We start from the raw sequence: 16,167 nt of genomic DNA, 5'->3' as shown, positions 1-16,167 counted from the left end.
AGACAATGTCAGCGATGAACCAGACGAACCGGATCTCCTTCCAGGGAGATTTTGGCGCAAACTCCGACATGGCCTGCCGTGACATGTTCCCGGAGATGGAGCCTCTGCCATGTCCGACTTTCGAAGATGCATTTGTGGCCGTTGAAAACGGCGATGCCGATCTCGCGATGATCCCGATCGAGAACACGATCGCCGGCCGCGTCGCCGACATTCATTACCTTCTGCCCGAGTCCCGCCTCCATATCATCGGCGAGTATTTCATGCCGATCCGATTCCAACTTATGGTCGTTCCTGGTGGTACACGGGATGAGATCAAGACGGTGCACAGTCATATCCATGCGCTTGGCCAGTGCCGCCAGATCATCCGCTCCAACGGGTGGAAGCCTGTCGTGGCCGGCGATACCGCCGGCGCTGCAAAACTCGTTGCGGAGGTGGGAGATCGGTCGATGGCCGCCCTCGCGCCTCGCCTTGCAGCCGACCTCTACGGTCTAGACATCATCGCGGAGAATGTCGAAGACACCGAAAACAACGTGACCCGTTTTGTGGTGCTGTCTCGAGATGAGGCGCTTGCCCGGCGCTTCGACACCGAAGACCTGTTCGTCACGACATTCGTCTTCAACGTCCGAAACATTCCTGCGGCGTTGTACAAGGCCCTTGGCGGCTTTGCCACAAATGGCATCAACATGACGAAGCTTGAAAGCTATCAGATCGGTGGAAAGTTTGTCGCCACGCAATTTTACGCCGACATTGAAGGTCATCCGCACGATGCACCGGTAGAGCGAGCCCTAGAGGAATTGAGGTTCTTCTCAGAAAAGGTGCGCATACTCGGCGTCTACAAAGGACATCCGATGCGCGGTCGCCTTTGACCGCGCGGAAGTCTGCGCGGTCACTGCCAATCCAGCCAGTCGGCCATCAGGCGGTTGGCGATCGCTCCCTTGAGAGGCGCGGTCCTGGTTTCAGATCGGGCGGACAACATCGCTGCAACCTCGTCCCGGTCAAACCAGCGGCAGTCAGCAAGCTCGGCCGGGTCGAGAACCACCGATTCCGTCAAGGCCTCCGCGAAACAGCCGATCATCAACTGGTGCGGCATCGGCCATGGCTGCGATGCGTGATATCGCACGCGGCCGATTTCGATACCTGATTCCTCGAGAGTTTCCCGACGCACCGCATTCTCGATGGTTTCGCCGGGCTCCATGAAGCCCGCCAGACAGGAATACATTCCCTCAGGAAAGCGGTGATTTCGTCCCAGCAGGCAGCGGTCCTGCTTCTCGCTGACGGCCAGCATGATGACGACAGGGTCGGTGCGAGGGAATATGGCGTTCTCGCAAGCGACACAAACCCGCTTGTAACCACCGATCGCGCTCCTCATCTTTCCGCCACAGCGCCCGCAGAATTGATTGTCCCGGTTCCAATGAACGAGGCTCAGTGCCTGGGCCGCCTCGCCCAGAAGATCATCCCCCAGAAGGTCGTCACGATAAAGAGTTCGTGCATCGGCAGTCTTATATTGGTGCGCCAGATGTTCGGCAGGCTGACCGACCGGCACTGCGAGACGCGGCTCGCCGGTTGGCTGGAAGCCCAAGAGAACAGCGTTGCTAAAATCAGGAGAGAGATCCGCCAATTCATAAGGTGAGAACAGCGGGTCCAGCACCTGGTTCTCGTGCTTCAGGACCAGATGAGAACCTGACAGCGCCAGTATATGTGCGCCATCGACCTTTAAGGCTTTCTCCAGACAATCGTCTTCGCGGTGCTCCGACTGGCGCTGGAGGCCATTTCGGGCAAAAGCGGTGAGATCACTAGGCTCGGGATGGGGAGCATCGGTCGCGAACAGAGATTTGATCATGAGTGGAGAACATCCAGAAAGCGCTTATGAAACTTTTGCTCTGCATCCGCGGCGTAGGGCTCTGCTTTGCCGAACCCCCATACAGGGCCCGGCCAGTTGGGATCTCCCTCTTGACGAGCGATGACGTGGACATGGAGCTGACGCACGATGTTTCCGAGCGCGGCGATATTGATCTTCAAAGCCGACGTCGCTGTTTTCAATGCGCTGGCGACCGTCATCTGCTCGAATGTGAGAACCGCCTGGTCAAGTGGGGTTAACTCGAAGATCTCGATCACACCGGGCCGTTGCGGTACAAGAACGATCCATGGCCAGCGCCGATCATTCATAAGTCGAACCTGGCAAAGTTCAAGCGTTATCAAGAGCCTGCTGTCATGCTCCAGTCTTTCATCGAGTTCAAATGGCTTCAAGGTGCTACCTCCGATGTTTTACACCCCTTATCAGTTTTTTGGTTCATTGGCTTGCATTTGCGTTCGTTATTGCCGATATGTGGCGTCGGGAGGTTGGTGGTGGACGCGCCACTCGCCAACCGGGTCAGGTCCGGAAGGAAGCAGCCCCAACGAGCCCGGCACGGGTCGCCGTGCCAGCCTCCCACCTTCCCTTATTACCGGAAGCGCAAAAGCACCGGTACGCGCTGCCCTAGCGGGCGAATGAGGAACCGGCACCGGCCATGAGCGACGTCGAACCGACATCATCGAGCGCCAGTGTTCAGACGACAGGTTACCGCGTCCTAGCGAGAAAATACCGTCCCAAGGATTTCTCGGACCTGATGGTTGGGCAGGAACCGATGGTGCGAACGCTGACAAACGCGTTCGAGAGCGGCCGTATTGCGCAGGCCTATATGCTGACAGGCGTGCGAGGGGTCGGAAAGACAACGACAGCCCGCATCCTGGCGCGCGCCCTCAACTACAAGACACCCGAAATCGACAAGCCGACCATCGACTTGCGCGTCCCGGGCGAGCACTGCCAAGCCATCATGGAGGGCCGTCATGTCGATGTCATCGAGATGGACGCCGCATCCCACACCGGCATCGACGACATACGGGAAATCATAGAACAGGTTCGCTACCGGCCCGTCTCCGCGCGTTTCAAGGTTTACATCATCGACGAAGTCCACATGCTTTCAACGCAGGCCTTCAACGGCTTGCTTAAAACGCTCGAAGAGCCGCCGGAGCATGTGAAGTTCATTTTCGCCACCACGGAGATCAGGAAAGTTCCGATCACCGTGCTATCCAGATGCCAGCGGTTCGACCTGCGCCGCATCAGCGCGTCGGATCTCGTTGGGCTTTTCTCCACGATCGCGGCAAAGGAAGGCATTTCCGCCGACGAGGAAGCACTTGCGATGATCGCCCGTGCCGCTGAGGGGTCAGCGCGTGACGGTCTTTCGCTGCTGGACCAGGCGATCGCTCACGGCGGCGGCGTCGTCAAGGCCGATGCCGTTCGCGACATGCTCGGGCTTGCCGACCGTGCGCGCATCGTTGATCTGTTCGGGCACCTCGTTTCGGGAGACGTTGCCGGAGCCTTGGCCGAGTTTCAGGGGCAATACGAAGCCGGGGCAAACCCGACCGTGGTGTTGACCGATCTCGCGGACTTTACCCATCTCGTCACACTCCTGAAATATGTGCCTTCAACGGCTCAGGATCCGTCATTGAGTGAAATCGAGCGCACCAAGGGCACCGAGTTTTCGTCAAGCGTGGCGGTCACTACGCTATCCCGTATGTGGCAGATGCTCCTCAAGGGCATTCCGGAAGCGGAAAACTCCGCCCGTCCCGCCGGTGCGGCGGAAATGGTTCTTATCCGGCTGGCTCATGCCACCAGCCTTCCCTCGCCGGAGGACGCGGCACGCCGACTTCTTGATCTTTCTTCCACCGACAATGCGGTGACAGCGCCTCGCCCCGGCCAGGGTGGAGGGAACGGCTCTGGACCGGCCGTCATGGAAACTAGGGCCGTTGGTATGTCCGGTCCTACGGTGCAGCAGACTGCCGCCGCGCCCGTCACGCGCCTGCAAGCCGTCCCCGCCACGGCGGGAGGTCGTCCCGAAGAACTGCAGCGGCCCGAGCAAGCGACAATCGAGCCCCCCGCACCGTTCGTACCAATCACTTCGCTGGAAGACATAGCCGATCTCTGCCAGAAAAACAGAGAACCGGTGTTGCGTGCCCGTATCCGTCAATCGGTGCGACTGGTAAAGGTGGAACCCGGAAGACTTGAAATCAATCTTGAGCCCGACGCTCCCAAATCCATAGCTGCCGACCTGACGTCCAAGCTCAGGGAGTGGACCGGTATTACCTGGTGGGTGACGCTTTCGAACGAGCCAGGCATGCCGACGCTGGTGGAAGCCGAGGAACGGGCCAAGGAGCAGCGTAAAACCGATGCGCGCGCCGATCCCGATGTCGCAGCGATCCTTTCCCGCTTCCCCGGCGCAAGGATCACCGACGTACGAATTCATGCGGCAGAGGCTGAGACGGACGACGTGGTGGCGGCGCCACCCGCGACAGCTGAGTCGGCGGAGGGAGATATCCTCCCGGGCGGCGACATCGATTTCTAGGGTCAAATCCTAAAACACAACAAGGAGCACTGCCATGCGGGATCTCATGGGCATGATGGGAAAAGTGAAGGAAATGCAGGCAAAGATGGAGAAGATGCAGGCCGAGATCGCCGCTCTCGAAGTCGAAGGCAAATCAGGTGGCGGGCTTGTGACCGTTATCATGACCGGCAAAGGTGACCTTCGCGGCCTCAAAATCGATCCGTCGCTCTTCAAGGAGGATGATGTAGAAATCCTTGAGGATCTCATCGTTGCCGCCCACAAGGACGCGAAGGATAAAGCCGAAACGGTAATGGCCGAAAAAACGAAGGAAATGACTGCGGGATTGCCGATCCCGCCTGGGATGAAGCTACCGTTCTGAGCATACAGCAAGCACGTCGATGACAAGACGGCGTGCTACCCTATGCTGTGGAAGGCTGCCAGTTTGAAGCGGCCTCCAGGCCCTTTGCGAGAAGCGTGTCAGCTTTCTCTTTGTTTGCTGCCTCGACATAGCACCTCATTTCCGGTGCATTGCCGGACGGCCTGAAATGGATGACATCGCCGGTCATCAACGTTATGCGAAGCCCATCGATGTCGGTCGTTGAGGACACCTGTCCGATAGGCCGAAGAAAATCGCCCAGATTTGTGGATGAGGCGCGCAGAAATGCCATTAGCGCAGCGCTTTTCTCGTTCGGGTAATTCTCAAGCCGGTCGGCAACGGCTATCGGCAAGTTGAACTCACCGACTATTCCGGAAAGAGTCGTTTTACGCCTTGCGGCAAGTGCCAGAACCGCAAGCACCGGCACGAAGCAATCGCGGGTGGGCAGCGGCGCAATGCTGCGCCCGTCCAGATCGAACGGTGAACCAAGCATCAATCCGCCATTGGCCTCAAAGCCCAAGACAGCTTTCTGTCCATCCGCTACAGCCTCTTCCATCGCAGCGATGACAAATGGCGAACCAACCTTGGTTCTGACCACGCCGAACGAACCCGCTGCTTCGATCCCCGAGTTCGACGTCACAGGCGTGACCACAACTTCAGCAGACAAAAATCTTGCCGTTATGAGCCCCAGCAAATCTCCCCGAAGAGGCAATCCATTTTCATCGGCCACCAGTGGACGGTCGCCGTCGCCGTCTGCGGATATGATCGCATCCAGGCCATACTCGCTGGACCATGTCGCAAGTTTTTTGAACGTGTCCGGGGAAACCGCCTCGGTATCTACCGGTATGAAAGTTTCCGAACGACCCAGCGGGATGACCTCGGCCCCATAGTGTCTCAGGATGTCGACGAAAAGATCGCGCGCGACTGTGCTGTGTTGATAAACGCCTATCCTCTGTCCCGCCAAAGCTTGAGGAGGCAGAACCGACATGTTTCTCGTAAGAAAGAGCTGTTCCACGCTCTTCGAAAAATCTTCCGCAAAGCCCAGATCGACCCTTACCACCGCAGGGTCGTTTTCGAGTTGAGACGCCAACGCCGAGATGGCTGCTTCATCTTCCTTGCCGATCTCGCCGTCGGGGCGATAGAATTTTATCCCGTTACGATCCGCAGGTATATGCGATCCGGTAATCATTATCGCGCCAATTCCGTTGTTCATCGCAAACAGCGCTAGCGCTGGCGTCGGCACGGTCCCGCAATCGAGAGGAACGAGCCCAGCGCGCTTGACCGCTGAAATAACAGTGGCTGCGATTGCAGGACTCGAATCGCGAAAATCTCGCCCAATTGCAATCTTCGCTCCCGAGGCGCACAGCGTGCGGTCAAGCAAATAACGCGTAAATGCCGTCGCATAGAGTGCTGAAACCTTGCCCTCCAACTCGGCCGCCAAGCCGCGCAGTCCGCTCGTTCCGAATTTTGGTGCCACGTTGCTCACCTTTCACTGACTCAATCGACTGAGTGCGAAACGACCAAGATCGCTGCATGTTCCCCATTCGGGGATGCAAAGTAAAGAGCAAGTCTTTGATTGTTATGTGAAGATTCCGGATAGTCCGTATCCGGAAATGAAAAGAGCCTGACGCGGGAGGAGGTGCGTCAGGCTCTTAAACTCGATCGGCAATTGGGAGGAGGAGGAGTATTGCCGATCCTATCTCACGACGCTGGGAGGAGGAGTGCGTCGCTTCGATGTTGTGAATATCTTTCAAAACGCTTTGGCTGTACAGCGCCGATGCCGCAATGCAGCAATGCACTTAGCGCATATCTCGCTTAAAACTGCCGCAAATTCCGCCGCAGTTTGCCTTTTTTCGAGGCAAATCGCCCCCCAAGCGTGGAGACAACTCGATCTCGAGACGTTGTAGCCGAACTCGCTAGGCTGAATCGCCATAAAACGCTATTAATCGATCAACAATCTCAAAAAACTGACCGTCATGAAACCCAATATCCTTCTTGTGACTGCAGACCAATGGCGAGGTGATTGCCTGTCATCGGTCGGTCATTCCGTGGTGAAGACACCAAACCTCGATGCCCTCGCCGCGGAAGGTGTGCTCTTCCGCCGCCACTACGCTGGCGCAGCCCCTTGTTCTCCGGCACGTGCGTCGATCTACACCGGCCTCTACCAGATGAACCATCGGGTGTGCGTGAACGGAACACCACTGGACCGCCGTTTTGACACCGTCGCGCTCGCCGCCCGTCGGGCGGGGTATGATCCAACACTTTTTGGCTATACTGACGTTTCGCCGGATCCGCGGTCCATGCATGTTAACGATCCGCATTTGCGTTCATACGAGGGCGTCCTTCCGGGCTTCAGCGTTCGCCAGCTTCTGACGGAGGATGAGAAGCAATGGCTCAGCTGGCTTCGGGAGCGCGGGCACTCGGACGTGTGGGATCGCTCGATACACGCGCTCAAGGGCGAGCGAATAAGCAAAGCCCCCACATGCTACAGTAAAGACGAGACGCAGACCGCCTTCCTAGTCGACGCCTTTCTTCGCTGGCAGCAAGAACAGGATAATCCGTGGTTTGCTCACCTTTCATTCTTGCGGCCGCATCCGCCGTTTTGCGTTCCAGCGCCTTACAACACAATGTACTCCCCGGCAGAGGCAGGCTTGTCCAGCGCAAGGGCGGAGAGTCGCCCAGAGGAAGCTTCTGTTCATCCATTCATATCCTATGCCCTTGACCGCCCAATGCTCGAAAGCTTCGTTTCCGGTGGCGAAGGCAGGGTAGCCGACCTCACTGACGATGACTTTCGCGTCATCAGGTCGATCTATTTTGGGATGATCAGTGAGGTGGACGCGCAGTTTGGACGCATCGTAGCGGCATTGAAAGCGGCAGATGTCTGGAAAGACACTGTCGTCGTCTTCACATCCGATCACGGCGAGATGATGGGCGACCATTGGAGCCTCGGCAAAGGCGGGTTCCACGAGGGCAGCTACCACATCCCTCTGATCATTCGTGATCCAAATGAAACGCAAGGTGGCCGTCGGATAGATGCCTTTACCTCGGCTGCCGACATCATGCCGACATTATGCGAAAGGATGGGCATTGCGCCAGCCAATCACATGGACGGTCGCTCTCTCCAGCCCTTCATGCGCGGGGAAGAGAACACGGCGTGGCGTGATCATGCTTTCTGGGAGTTCGACTTCCGCGACATAGAAGGGCAGTGTCAGGAGAATCACTTCGGGCTGCCATCTAATCTATGCAATCTGTCGGTGATACGAGACCAAGACTTCAAGTACGTGCATTTTGCAGGCCTCGATCCGCTCCTGTTCGATATGCGAGAGGACCCTTTCGAACGTGTGAACCTCGCTGACGATCCGAACTTCCTTTCGATACGACTACGATATGCGGAAAAGCTACTGTCCTTGCGGGCAATGCATCTTGACCAGACACTGGCATTCACTGTCCTGACTTCCGGGGGAGCCTTTACACGCGTGCCAGACAGAGACAACCCTTTTGCGGCTGCTGACGGAGCGCCGCACGGTGTTGGACTATAACTCAATTGTTGCTTATCCGGAGTACCGATGGCCACGACAATACGCTTTCATGAAGGTGACATTTCATCCGCCGACCGCGACAGGTATGGGGAAGCCATTGCTGTAGACACCGAGACTCTGGGGCTGATCCCGCGCCGTGACCGGCTTTGCCTCGTGCAGCTTTCACCCGGCGACGGAACGGCTGACATCGTTCGGATTGCTCCGAGGCAGCAAGAAGCGGAAAACCTCGTGGCGCTGTTGGTGGATCCGCAGAGGCAGAAGATTTTTCACTATGGGCGGTTCGATATCGCGGTGCTCTTTCACACGTTCGGTGTGACGGTCAACCCGGTGTTCTGCACCAAAATTGCGTCGCGCCTTTGCCGGACATACACCGACCGCCACGGGTTGAAGGATAACCTCAAGGAGTTGCTGGAGGTCGACATCTCGAAGGCGCAGCAGTCGTCGGACTGGGGCGCTCCCACGCTCTCACCGGCCCAACTCGAATATGCTGCGTCAGACGTACTGCATCTTCACGCACTGCGCGACCGCCTGGCTGAACGTCTGGTCCGTGACGACAGGATGGAACTCGCCGAAGCCTGTTTCCGCTTTTTACCGTCGCGTTCCAAACTCGATCTTCTTGGTTGGGACGAGACCGACATATTCGCGCACAGCTGAGGCAGGCGATTTTTGCGCGGTCACCTGCCGGGTAGGTTTCGCGCCGACGGATGCCTCCCGCTTGTCACCCCGGCAAAAGGTCCCAAGTCGGCTGCTATACTCTTTTTTAACGCACCGTCCCTAGCGTCATTTGCCAATCGGATCGGCTGCCCTCTAGGGCAGCCAAAGGCCGAGCGAGGAGGCGATAGTGATGGATCTGGCGACCGACGAGCAAACCGTCTCACCCAAAGAGGATCGGGGCACCTACAACAATGTCGTCGACGATCCCTTGAAGCGAGCGCTTGAACACTATCACCAGGCAATGTCTCGGCTGGATGACGAAGAAGCCGTTCTCGTTGGGACGATCATGCAAGAAGAGGCTGTGTCCCGATCGAGCTTCCTCGATGCGATGCGCGAATTCTTACAGCCGTGGCCGGAACAGGACGAGGATCATCTATCGGCTGTCAATTCCGACGATGCGGGGCTTTATCGAATGTTCATCAACGTCTCACCGTAGCCGCAATGACGTCTTCGAATGTCCACTCCCTCAAAAGTTCGCCGTTCTGCCAGACCGGCTGAAGCAGATTCGCGCGACGCCCGAGCTCGCTCAGCGGGATATCGAACGTGTCCCCGTCGTCGGAAACCACCGCGCGACGCCCCGCCTTGATCTCACTGTCACGCAGCACAACCGGGCGACGGGCCATATCGTGCCACGTATCCTTATCGTCCTGATAGGCTGAGCACCTCATCGTAAAGGAAAAACTGTCGCGACTGGCTTTCTGGAGCAGAGATGAGCCCATGCCGAAGGAAATATTCTCCGCCGAAAATCCCATCCCCTCCAGTCGCCCGAGCACCATGCTCATATCCTGGACGGACACAGCGTCCGACTGTAACACGCGAACCTGATGGTTGATGACCTTGTAGCCCTTTGTATTGAGGTGCGTGCCGAATGCGTAAGCCAATTGCGCAACAACCTGCACCGGCGTGTCGATGGGGTCACCGCTGTCGGGCCGCACGATCAGGGTGGCGCCGGATTGCACCACCATATCGTGCAGCTCTTTGCCCCATATCTCCGAAACTGCGTTTGCGAGATCAAAGCTGTCTGACACGACCGAGTAGGCACCTGAGCCAGAAAACTGCTCTACCATATTACGAAATGCCGCAGCCTCTTTCTCGCGTCCCCAAGCCAGCATTGTGGTATGCTCCGATGCCGGCAGGGAGAAGCCGACCATCTGCGCACCATAATATCTGCGGCCGCAGACCACGGCAGCGAGCGTGTCAGTTCGTCGGAAATGAATCAGGTGGGCCAAACCCCCGATTCCAGCCTGTTCAGAGGTCGTGGTGGCTCTCGCCCCATAGTCCGCTACGCTCACGTCGAGGAGCGCCTCAGGGTTATCGCTGCTCTTTTCATAGAATGGCCTCAGCGTCTCTTTCAATCGCCTTGATAGCGATGCGATCGTAGACGGGTACCAAATAGCTCTCAGGAGGGACGTTTCGATATGTCCTGTCAGCCAGGGAAGCTGTGGATCGGTGTTTACGACCTGGGCCAGGACGGTGTCGCGTCGAACGGTCATACCTTCGGGAAGCGCCTCGATTGATAGAGGCAGATAACCACCGTGCGCGTCGATGATACGTTGCCAGCCAACCCGATCGAACGGCTGGCCGTGCAAGCCTGCAATATCTTCTGCCTCGTCAACATCATCCCGAGAGATGGGCTTGGACAGGTATTCCTTCAGGAACATCTGAAGGCCGAAAAAGACGACTTCCGGCCAAAAGGACTTGCCCCTCGTGGTTACATACCCGCTGACGCGACGGACTTCTGGCGGATACTGGAGAAAATGCCCGAGCTTGTAGCTATCCGTGTTCAAGATCAAATTCTTCATGCCATCCGCCTGCTGCCCACAATCGGCGTCCATGCGCCTGTGAATCGTCGCTACGGCTAGCGTAAGCGACACGCCGTCACGCGGCAAGCGCACCACCAAAGCACCGCTCGTTAGCGATTCGTTAACTAAATATGGATAGTCTGGAATGGAGTAATCGGGCTCATCCTCGCCTCATCATGCACGGCCGAAGTGGATAGCCCCCGCCGCATGAGCGGCGCGCGTACGCACCTGCTCGCACAGCCGTCAATCAGAAGGGAGTGCCGCATGCTGCCTCCGATTCAGATTAGTCAGAGTGGCGTTGCATACCAGGGTCGTCGGTCCGAGGAACCCGAACTTGCCTCTTCCGCAAAGACCGCATTGACCGGGACAACGGAGGCCGAAGCCACCGGCCTTGATCTGCGCTCGGCTATCGCGGGTCGGGTGAGCATCCTGCTACTCTCCGGTCCAGAGCGAGCGGCGGAGAGTTTTGCCATAATGGCTGAACTCATAGGACGTTCGCTGGGAATTCCGCGGAAGGAAGGTGAAACGCAGATCGCCTTCATGAAACGACTCGCAGAGGCATTGAACGCCCTGCCGGAATCGAAACGCCAGATTGTCGAACAACAATTGTCGCAGCTGTTCAATGGTCTGGCTCTGAAGACAATCACCTCAGCGTTTTCGGATCCCTCGGGACCGGATGCCGCAATAATGACACTGCACCTCGAGGTAGCCGATGGCGACGTCGATCACCGCTTCGCCAGATCCTCGTTTCAGGGCTACGGGATAGATGCCGACGATACCGGTTTGCAACCTAAAGCACCCGGTTTGATCACTGTCGCAGCAGCGAACGGTAACCCCGCGCAACTCCGGATTCTCGGCGTAGCGGCCGGTCCTGATATTCATGAGGGTTTGCCCGGCTCCAACACTCCGGCCGCGTTCGCCACAGCAAGACCCACAATCGAGATACGCGGAGAGGGAACGGACAGCTCGCGCTTCCACGCGGCAGATTACGCTCCGTCAGCTTTCCGCAGCGTCCGCTCGTTCTCGCAGGTCACCATTGAAATCAACGGACGGGCATCCAACCCCTCCCCGTCCGACCACCCTGCCCCGTTGGTAAACTCAACTAAAAGCGGTGATGCCAAGGAAAAGGCCGTACTGCCGCGCGACGCGGCGACAATCGCTGATGCGGATTGGCGAAGCCCACCACTGGCAACGGAGAAACCGGCGAGAACCTTGGCGCCAAGACGCGAAGATACCCATATCCATGGCGACGCAAAAACGATCGGAGAGCCAGGACCTGTGCCTGCCTTATCACTCCTACCCGTCACGGGAGAAACGGCCGACGCGGAAGATCCGTTCTCCAAATTCCTTCGCGCTTCGCTCATGTCGACAAGCCAAGCGACTCAGACTGAAGGCTCAGAGTTGCCAGAGGCTTTACGAAAGGAAGGTAATCATAGCGAAAAGTTGGCCAAAGCAACGAATAGTCTTTTCGATGTGGTCGCAGACCGACAGCCTGCTGAAAAACAAAACGGCGAGCCCGGAATGATCGAGCGGGTGGAGAAAGGTGCGGCGGCGGCAAACAACACTGACGCCATGCTGCAAACTGCGGCTCCACAACGTCCGGGGCACGAGCCAATAGGCTATCCCGTCGTCGGTTACCCGTATCTGGATGATGAAGAACCGGAGCCTCGTCGTTTGTCAAAATCTGTCCATGACGACGAAGAGAATTCTTCCGGCGGTGGCGAGCAGCCATCCTCAGGGAACGATGAGCCCGAGGAACCTTTTTCGGAATCTCGAGATGACGAGGAACTGAGTGAAGATGCCGATGGCAGCAAGACGGACGAAGCGGCGCGAGCGACGCACCTGCGTGAACCGGATAGCGCGCACGATCTCTATTGGAAAATGGCCGGCTGGGCATGAACCGCTAACGGTCATGAAAAAGGCCCGTCGATGACATCGACGGGCCTTTCTCTAACTCAGGTGACGCGCAATCAGTCGTTGTTGCGGTTCTTAAGGGCTGCACCCAGGATGTCGCCGAGCGAAGCGCCCGAGTCGGACGAACCGAACTGAGCAACGGCTTCCTTCTCTTCTGCGATCTCGAGAGCCTTGATCGACAGCATGACCTTGCGGTCCTTCTTGGAGAAGTTGGTGACGCGAGCATCGACAACCTGACCGACCGAGAAACGCTCCGGACGCTGATCGTCACGATCGCGGGCCAGATCGTTGCGGCGGATGAAGGACGTGATGTCCTCGTGGTTGACCAGCTTCACTTCGATGCCGCCATCGTTGATGCCGATGACTTCGCACGAAACGACGGCGTTCTTGCGCAGGTCGCCGGAAGCGGCGGCATCGCCAACCGAGTCCTTGCCGAGCTGCTTGATGCCGAGCGAGATGCGTTCCTTCTCGACGTCCACGTCAAGAACGACGGCCTTGACCATATCACCCTTGTTATACTCTTCGATGACCTGTTCGCCGGGACGGTTCCAGTCGAGATCCGAGAGGTGAACCATGCCGTCAACGTCGCCCTCGAGGCCGATGAACAGGCCGAACTCGGTCTTGTTCTTGACTTCGCCTTCGACTTCAGTGCCGGCCGGGTGGCTGAAGGCAAATGCCTGCCACGGGTTCTCGAGGGTCTGCTTGAGACCGAGCGAGATACGGCGCTTCGACGGATCGACTTCGAGAACGACGACATCGACGTCCTGCGTGGTCGAAAGGATCTTGCCGGGATGAACGTTCTTCTTCGTCCAGGACATTTCCGAGATGTGGATGAGGCCTTCGATGCCCGGCTCCAGCTCGACGAATGCACCGTAGTCGGTGATGTTCGTGACGGTACCGGAGATCTTCTTGCCAACCGGGTACTTGGCAGCGATGCCATCCCACGGATCCGACTCGAGCTGCTTCATGCCGAGCGAGATGCGGTGGGTTTCCTGATTGATACGGATGATCTGAACCTTGACCGACTGGCCGATGGACAGGATTTCCGAAGGATGGTTGACGCGGCGCCATGCCATGTCGGTGACGTGCAGCAGGCCGTCGATGCCGCCGAGGTCAACGAACGCACCGTAATCGGTGATGTTCTTGACGACGCCGTCAACAACCTGGCCTTCTTCGAGGTTCTGAACGATTTCAGAACGCTGCTCAGCACGGCTTTCTTCGAGAACAGTACGACGCGAAACAACGATGTTGCCGCGACGCTTGTCCATCTTGAGGATTTCGAAGGGCTGCGGGTTGTGCATCAGCGGGGTGACGTCGCGGATCGGACGGATGTCAACCTGCGAACGCGGAAGGAAGGCAACGGCGCCGTCGAGGTCAACCGTGAAGCCGCCCTTGACCTGGTTGAAGATAACGCCTTCAACGCGCTCGCCGGCTTCGAACTTGGCTTCAAGCTTGATCCAGCTTTCTTCGCGACGCGCCTTTTCGCGCGACAGAACAGCCTCGCCGAGAGCATTTTCGATGCGCTCGACATAAACTTCAACTTCGTCGCCAACCTTCAGCGTGCCGTCCTTGGCCTTGGCACCGAATTCCTTCAGAGCGATACGGCCTTCGACCTTGAGGCCAACGTCGACAACAGCGACGTCCTTCTCGATGGCCGTGATGATGCCCTTGGCAACATAGCCTTCGGCAAGATCGGTCTTGGCAAAGGATTCTTCGAGGAGGGCTGCGAAGTCCTCCCGCGACGGGGTAGAAACAGACATGGAAACTCCTAGTGGCATCCGTCTCGGATGCGGCGTGCGCCGGTGGGTTCGCGTTGTACACGGCCAGATCTATCACCCGCCTTCTCAAAGGCTTTCCGGCGCTGGGGCGATGCGATCGGCTGGTTTTGGAGACGAAGACCTCGTCTTCCCTATTTCATCATGGCCGCGTCGATTATTCCGCGCGCAGCCATAAACGCCGCCTCTATACTCATTTCCGAGGTATCTAGCAAGTGAGCATCATCAGCGGGACGGAGTGGGCTGTCGGCGCGGCCCATATCGCGTTCGTCGCGTTTGCGGACATCGTCGAAGATATCCTCCAGAACGGCCTCACCGCCCTTGCCGAGGATCTCATCATACCTGCGTCGTGCACGTATCTCTGGTGAGGCCGTCACGTAAAACTTCACTTTCGCATCCGGGCATACGATCGTGCCGATGTCACGTCCATCGAGGACCGTACCCGGCTCCCGGCTCGCGAACTGACGCTGAGCTTCCACCAACGCCCTGCGTACAGCCGGCATTACAGCAATCTTCGACGCGGCCTCTCCGATGTCATGTGCAGACAGTACATCCCGATCAAGGCCGCCTAAATCAATCCGGAGTGCAACGTCGGCCGCCACGCGCTCATCATCCAGGGGTAGGCCTGCGTCGAGCAACGCCTTCGCCGTGGCCCTATATGTCAACCCCGTGTCCAGATGATGAAAGCCATAGGTTTCAGCGATCCGTCGAGAGAGTGTTCCCTTTCCAGCCGCCGCGGGGCCGTCAACTGCGATGATCATTCCAATCCTCGTTGCTTTCCTTCCAAGTTCTGATAACCGCGAGAGCAGTTCTTGCCAAGCGTGCCCACCTTGCACGCGGCTACGGGTCCTTGGTCGAATCGTATTCAGGCGTGGGATCTGACGTTTGGCCTTGCCCCTTCAGTTTGCCTTTGACAGATGTGGACGCAACGATTAAGGGGACCGACTACAGTTTGGCCGGCCTCGCGCCGGGCTCTTGGCGCATGCCCTTATTCTTCACGACTTCATGAGGCTTTGACAGTGGCGAAGGCAGAACTTGGAACAAAACGCACTTGCCCCGACACCGGCAAGAAATTCTACGATTTGAACAAGGATCCGATCGTATCTCCTTATACCGGCAAGTCGTGGCCACTATCCTTCTTTGAGGAGAGCTCGGTCGCTGCCATTATGGAAAAGGCGGAGGAAGAGGACGTCGCGGAAGTCGATACCGAGAACACCGATGTCGAACTGGTGTCACTCGAGGACGCTGATGAGAATGGTGGCTCCGACGACCTGCCAGACATCGGCGATGATGATGTCGATCTGGGCGATGATGACGATGACACCTTCCTGGAAGCCGACGAGGACGACGATGACGACGACATGAGCGACATCATCGGCGTTTCGGGTGACGAGGACGAAGTCTAACCCACCCGCTATCTCCGGTCCGGACACACAAAAGTTTTCGGACCGGCTTTTTTGGGCTTGCGCTATCGGAAAACCGGAAGTAATAAGCCGCCACCTGTCGAGCAAGGTGTTCGGGAGGTTCCCGGAACCGGCATCGCCGGACCCTTGATGGGGCTATAGCTCAGCTGGGAGAGCGCTTGCATGGCATGCAAGAGGTCAGCGGTTCGATCCCGCTTAGCTCCACCAAATCTTCTAACATAGTCAGTTTTTTGTCCGGTGCAGAGATGGGCCTGACTAGCTA

At 57.7% G+C, this 16,167-nt stretch carries 14 protein-coding genes, 1 tRNA gene and 1 other RNA gene; 10 read left to right on the top strand and 6 right to left on the bottom strand.

What is annotated here, in order from left to right:
• Positions 1-14 precede the first annotated feature (14 nt).
• The gene (locus tag J5J10_RS17780) at positions 15-866 is read left to right on the top strand and encodes a prephenate dehydratase (RefSeq protein WP_211931289.1); all 852 of its coding nucleotides are present in this window, start codon (positions 15-17) and stop codon (positions 864-866) included.
• A gap of 20 nt (positions 867-886) precedes the next feature.
• On the opposite strand, the gene nudC is transcribed toward J5J10_RS17780, so the two are convergent.
• Both nudC and J5J10_RS17770 read right to left on the bottom strand, forming a co-directional pair.
• Positions 887-1,840: an NAD(+) diphosphatase gene (nudC, locus tag J5J10_RS17775; RefSeq protein ID WP_211930882.1), complete on the bottom strand. Its 954-nt coding sequence runs from the start codon at positions 1,838-1,840 to the stop codon at positions 887-889.
• Positions 1,837-2,247 (bottom strand): HIT family protein, encoded by a 411-nt coding sequence (locus J5J10_RS17770; RefSeq protein ID WP_211930881.1) that lies wholly within the window; start codon positions 2,245-2,247, stop codon positions 1,837-1,839. The genes nudC and J5J10_RS17770 overlap by 4 nt, the downstream gene beginning before the upstream one ends.
• A gap of 88 nt (positions 2,248-2,335) precedes the next feature.
• Between J5J10_RS17770 and ffs the strand changes: the two genes are divergently transcribed.
• The 3 genes from ffs (at position 2,336) to J5J10_RS17755 (ending at position 4,740) form a co-directional block, all read left to right on the top strand.
• Positions 2,336-2,432: signal recognition particle sRNA small type (gene ffs / locus J5J10_RS17765), an RNA gene on the top strand.
• Positions 2,433-2,507: 75 nt separating this feature from the next.
• Complete coding sequence (locus tag J5J10_RS17760; protein WP_211930880.1) at positions 2,508-4,382, top strand: DNA polymerase III subunit gamma/tau; 1,875 nt, start codon at positions 2,508-2,510, stop codon at positions 4,380-4,382.
• A gap of 34 nt (positions 4,383-4,416) precedes the next feature.
• Positions 4,417-4,740 carry a YbaB/EbfC family nucleoid-associated protein gene (locus J5J10_RS17755; protein WP_208548044.1) on the top strand — a complete coding sequence of 108 codons (324 nt, stop codon included), beginning with the start codon at positions 4,417-4,419 and terminating at the stop codon, positions 4,738-4,740.
• 40 nt (positions 4,741-4,780) lie between these two features.
• Here the strand turns inward: J5J10_RS17755 and J5J10_RS17750 are convergent, their stop codons facing one another.
• Positions 4,781-6,214, bottom strand: a complete 1,434-nt coding sequence (locus J5J10_RS17750) for a phosphomannomutase (RefSeq protein WP_211930879.1) — start codon at positions 6,212-6,214, stop codon at positions 4,781-4,783.
• A 499-nt stretch (positions 6,215-6,713) separates the two neighbouring features.
• On the opposite strand from J5J10_RS17750, the gene J5J10_RS17745 reads away from it, so the two are divergent.
• The 3 genes from J5J10_RS17745 (at position 6,714) to J5J10_RS17735 (ending at position 9,426) form a co-directional block, all read left to right on the top strand.
• Positions 6,714-8,276, top strand: a complete 1,563-nt coding sequence (locus J5J10_RS17745) for an alkaline phosphatase family protein (RefSeq protein ID WP_211930878.1) — start codon at positions 6,714-6,716, stop codon at positions 8,274-8,276.
• A 27-nt stretch (positions 8,277-8,303) separates the two neighbouring features.
• Complete coding sequence (locus tag J5J10_RS17740) at positions 8,304-8,930, top strand: ribonuclease D (protein ID WP_211930877.1); 627 nt, start codon at positions 8,304-8,306, stop codon at positions 8,928-8,930.
• A gap of 190 nt (positions 8,931-9,120) precedes the next feature.
• A complete protein-coding gene (locus J5J10_RS17735) occupies positions 9,121-9,426 on the top strand; it encodes a hypothetical protein (RefSeq protein WP_211930876.1) in 306 nt (101 codons plus the stop codon).
• Here J5J10_RS17735 and J5J10_RS17730 read toward each other — a convergent pair.
• Positions 9,410-10,792 (bottom strand): nicotinate phosphoribosyltransferase, encoded by a 1,383-nt coding sequence (locus tag J5J10_RS17730; RefSeq protein WP_249116770.1) that lies wholly within the window; start codon positions 10,790-10,792, stop codon positions 9,410-9,412. The genes J5J10_RS17735 and J5J10_RS17730 overlap by 17 nt on opposite strands.
• Before the next feature lie 264 nt (positions 10,793-11,056).
• On the opposite strand from J5J10_RS17730, the gene J5J10_RS17725 reads away from it, so the two are divergent.
• On the top strand, positions 11,057-12,691 hold the full coding sequence (locus J5J10_RS17725; RefSeq protein ID WP_211930874.1) for a hypothetical protein: 1,635 nt from the start codon (positions 11,057-11,059) through the stop codon (positions 12,689-12,691).
• A 71-nt stretch (positions 12,692-12,762) separates the two neighbouring features.
• Here the strand turns inward: J5J10_RS17725 and rpsA are convergent, their stop codons facing one another.
• Together rpsA and cmk are read right to left on the bottom strand one after the other, a co-directional pair.
• Positions 12,763-14,466 (bottom strand): 30S ribosomal protein S1, encoded by a 1,704-nt coding sequence (gene rpsA, locus J5J10_RS17720; RefSeq protein ID WP_208548037.1) that lies wholly within the window; start codon positions 14,464-14,466, stop codon positions 12,763-12,765.
• A 149-nt stretch (positions 14,467-14,615) separates the two neighbouring features.
• The gene (gene cmk, locus J5J10_RS17715) at positions 14,616-15,242 is read right to left on the bottom strand and encodes a (d)CMP kinase (RefSeq protein ID WP_211930873.1); all 627 of its coding nucleotides are present in this window, start codon (positions 15,240-15,242) and stop codon (positions 14,616-14,618) included.
• Positions 15,243-15,500: 258 nt separating this feature from the next.
• Between cmk and J5J10_RS17710 the strand changes: the two genes are divergently transcribed.
• A complete protein-coding gene (locus J5J10_RS17710) occupies positions 15,501-15,887 on the top strand; it encodes a TIGR02300 family protein (protein ID WP_208548035.1) in 387 nt (128 codons plus the stop codon).
• 149 nt (positions 15,888-16,036) lie between these two features.
• A tRNA-Ala gene (locus tag J5J10_RS17705) sits at positions 16,037-16,112 on the top strand.
• The last annotated feature ends 55 nt before the right edge of the window (positions 16,113-16,167 follow it).

It is taken from the genome of Ciceribacter sp. L1K23 (assembly GCF_018122705.1).
Classification (GTDB): domain Bacteria; phylum Pseudomonadota; class Alphaproteobacteria; order Rhizobiales; family Rhizobiaceae; genus Allorhizobium.
Note: the sequence above shows the minus strand (reverse complement) of the source record. Positions and strands in the feature narration are given on the sequence as shown.